The following is a 3,296-nucleotide window of genomic DNA, read 5'->3' as shown; positions in this document are numbered from 1 at the left end:
TCTTCGGTGACGACGTTGTTGTATTGCATCCATTGGTTTACATCGCGAAGTTTATACTCAAGTTCTTTACGATTAAATCGACCATGTTTTTGTTGTTCTTGCATATAGGCTAATAAGTAATTTTGATAGGCTTGTTTTTGTTCAAGCGTATTTAGCTCTGCCCAAAACTGGATCCATACTTGCTCAGATTGCAGTTTATCTGCAAAGGTTGGTGTGTTTTCGTGTTTCCATCCATTGCTATTGCCCCAACTTACGAGTTCTTTTGTCTTTATTAAGCTAAAGGGCATAAATAACTCTTCTACTTGATTAAATGCACCGTTATTTAAATCATAATACTTAATATTGAGAGGCCAATGATTAATAACACCAACTACTTGATAGCTTGCATCATCTAAGTAAATCAGTTCTCCGACGGAGTTTTTTCCTGCAAATAGTTTATCGTTTATCTCTTGGGTAATAACAACCACAGGTGCGGCAGAGTCTTCTTGCTCTTTGCTCCAAGCCCCTCCGTATAAAAATGACAAATTAAACATGCTAAAAAAGTCATGCGTTGTCATGCGAGCATTACCTATAAAAGGTTTTATTTTGTCGGAGTCTAGATAAACTGAGAAACCGGTACGCATCATAGCCACTTTTTTCTCTGGCGTGGGTGCGTTTAATAAGTTCTCAGCATCTTGATAGGTCAGTTGCAGTGGCATGTTATCTTCTGTCCACCACGTACTACCATCGTCCATTGTTTGTAATTGCACACTGTAAAGTTGGCTGCTTTTTTCTGGTATAGGATCGGCCGACATCATGTGATAAACACTAAGGCTGGTCATTGTTATGCCTATACCTATCGCAATGGCAAGTACCATTAAAAAGCTAACCAATGGGGTGCGCTTGAAGCTGCGCCAACTTAAATCTAAATAATGAATAAACATTAGTTAAACCCCCGATGCTGTTTTTATAGTTTGCGCGCCTTGATAAAGTGTAAAGTCGGCAAGTTGCCCATCAACTACTTGAATATTACGCGGAGCACGGCGGGCTAATTCGCTATCATGCGTTACCATTATTATAGTGGCACCGTCGCGATTTATTTGCTCAAGTAACTCCATAACTTGGCGAGCCATTAAGCTGTCAAGGTTACCTGTTGGCTCATCGGCAAGTAAAAAACGAGGTTCACCAGCAAGCGCACGAGCTATTGCCACACGTTGTTGCTGGCCACCGGAGAGTTGCTGAGGTAAGTGTTTAGCGCGAGATGCTAAACCAACTTGTTCAAGGCATTGCTCAATTCGACGTTTTCGCTCATTTGCTTTAATCCCTCTATAGCGAAGAGGAACTTCTATGTTTTCATATAAATTTAAATCGGGGATTAAATTAAAGCCTTGGAATATAAAGCCAATTTTTTGATTTCGTAAATCCGCACGTTGGTTATCGTTTAGGCTGCCAACATTAACACCATCCAACAGGTATTCACCTTCGTTAAAAGGCTCGAGCATACCTGCAATATTTAAAAAGGTTGTTTTTCCTGAGCCGCTAGGACCTGTAACAGCAATAAATTCGCCTTCGTTTACTTGCAGGTTAAAGTCTCGAAGCGCATGGGTTTGTACCATTTCTGTTTGGTATACTTTACTTACATTGTTCATTTGTAACATGGTTGTTCCTAATTATTTTTAGCGTTGGTTGAGAACGTCTGTTTAATTTAATAAAATCGTATCGGCTTGCTTAAAGTCGCTGTAGCTTGAAATAATAATTTCATCGTTTTCTTTTAGCCCGCTCAAAAGTTCAACCGCATTAATGCTGGTGGCGCCGATTGTAATAGGTATACGCTTTGCAATATTGCCTTCTACCTTATAAGCAAAAATTCCGCCTTGCTGCATAAAAGCGCCGCGTTTCACCTGCATTACACCTTCTCGGTTGTCGAGTAAAATACGTGCAGTTAAGCGTTGGTTTTGACGGATGTTGTTAGTAACACCTTTAAATCGGACGCGTGCTGTTACTTCACGATTATTAACTTCTGGTGATATGGCGGATAAATTCCCCATCACTGTTTCATTGCCTAACTTAAGCTCTACTTCCATACCGAGTCCTAATTCGTTGGCGTAACTTTCAGGTACTTGAAGTTCCGCTTCGAAATTACTTAAGTCGACGAGAGTCATAAGAGGTTGGCTTTGCGTCACTGCGGCTTTTTGTTGCACTAATAGGTTACCCACGATCCCTGTAACGGAAGCCTTAATAGATAGGTTGCTTACTTTTCTGATTAAATCATCAACGATAAGTTTTTGGCGGGTCACATCACTTTTAGCAGCTTGTAGTTCAAAGGCGAGCGTGTCTTTGGCAAGCAATACCTCTTGTTGTGCATGTTTATACGAAAGCTTAGCTCGGGATAAATCATCTACTGCTTTTTCAAGATCAATTTGGCTAATTAAGTGCTTTTGAATTGATAACTGCGCCCGGCGATTTTCGCGCTCAGCGGCGTTAAGCTCAACTTGTGCCATATCGAGTGTTTTATTTAAAGTGAGTGTTTGGCGTCTTGCTTGCAAATTCTGCCTTTGCTGCTCGCCTTGTAGTCTTTTAAGTACAGACTCCTGTTGCTTTAATTCATTAGTTAACTCAGGGCTTTGCAGCAGGGCAAGTGTGTCCCCTTGCTTTACTGTATCGCCGGCCTTTACTTTTAAATCTATAAAACCACGTTCTGGGCTGTAGATTTTAGGAGCATTAGCAGCAACAATTTTACCACTGGCGGCAATGTCTCGAATGAGCGCTTTAACATGTACTTTGGCAACCTGTACTTTTGAGCGGCTAATAGAGCTTTTAGCGCTATGACTCGTTAAAAAAATATATGCAATTGTAGAGGCTGCAATGAAAATAACCGCAGTGATGATCGCGTATTTTTTATAGCTTATAGGTGCCTTTACTTGTACGTCTTGTGCGCTGGTATCTTTAATCATTTAATCCCCCCCTACATTGCTTTTATGTATTTTTCGCACAGCAGTAATAAAGCTGCGGTGCAAATGGCGGCAATAGGAGAGAGCAAAAATAAGCTTAGAGTAAACATGGTAATTCCAATTAGCGATTATATGTAAAGCTATACGATTAATATGCCAACTAATATCGCATTGATATTAAAGTGCTTTTTATTTTTTGTTCTTTAAAATGATGTCCGCGGACAGTTTTTATGTCCGCATCGGACACCGCTTTAAATAAAAATTCACTATTAATGTACAAAAAAGGACATGAACTTTCATAACTATACTAATGAGCAGCAATAATCGGGGATGTTAAGCCATTAAAGTAATTAAATAGCATAAAAC

General features: G+C 39.9%; 3 protein-coding genes. All 3 read right to left on the bottom strand.

Going from position 1 to position 3,296, the window contains the following annotated elements; all coding sequences use genetic code 11:
- The coding region (locus tag H5072_RS15105) for an ABC transporter permease (RefSeq protein WP_182693986.1) at nt 1–923 on the bottom strand (923 nt) is incomplete at its 3' end.
- Nucleotides 924–926: 3 nt separating this feature from the next.
- Nucleotides 927–1,637 carry an ABC transporter ATP-binding protein gene (locus H5072_RS15100; protein ID WP_182693985.1) on the bottom strand — a complete coding sequence of 237 codons (711 nt, stop codon included), beginning with the start codon at nt 1,635–1,637 and terminating at the stop codon, nt 927–929.
- A 42-nt stretch (nt 1,638–1,679) separates the two neighbouring features.
- On the bottom strand, nt 1,680–2,933 hold the full coding sequence (locus H5072_RS15095) for an efflux RND transporter periplasmic adaptor subunit (RefSeq protein ID WP_182693984.1): 1,254 nt from the start codon (nt 2,931–2,933) through the stop codon (nt 1,680–1,682).
- Between the last annotated feature and the right edge of the window lie 363 nt (nt 2,934–3,296).

Source organism: Pseudoalteromonas sp. SR45-5 (assembly GCF_014163565.1).
GTDB classification, from domain to species: Bacteria; Pseudomonadota; Gammaproteobacteria; order Enterobacterales; family Alteromonadaceae; genus Pseudoalteromonas; species Pseudoalteromonas distincta.
The sequence above is the reverse complement of the archived record's forward strand: the minus strand, read 5'-3'. Positions and strand labels throughout refer to the sequence as shown.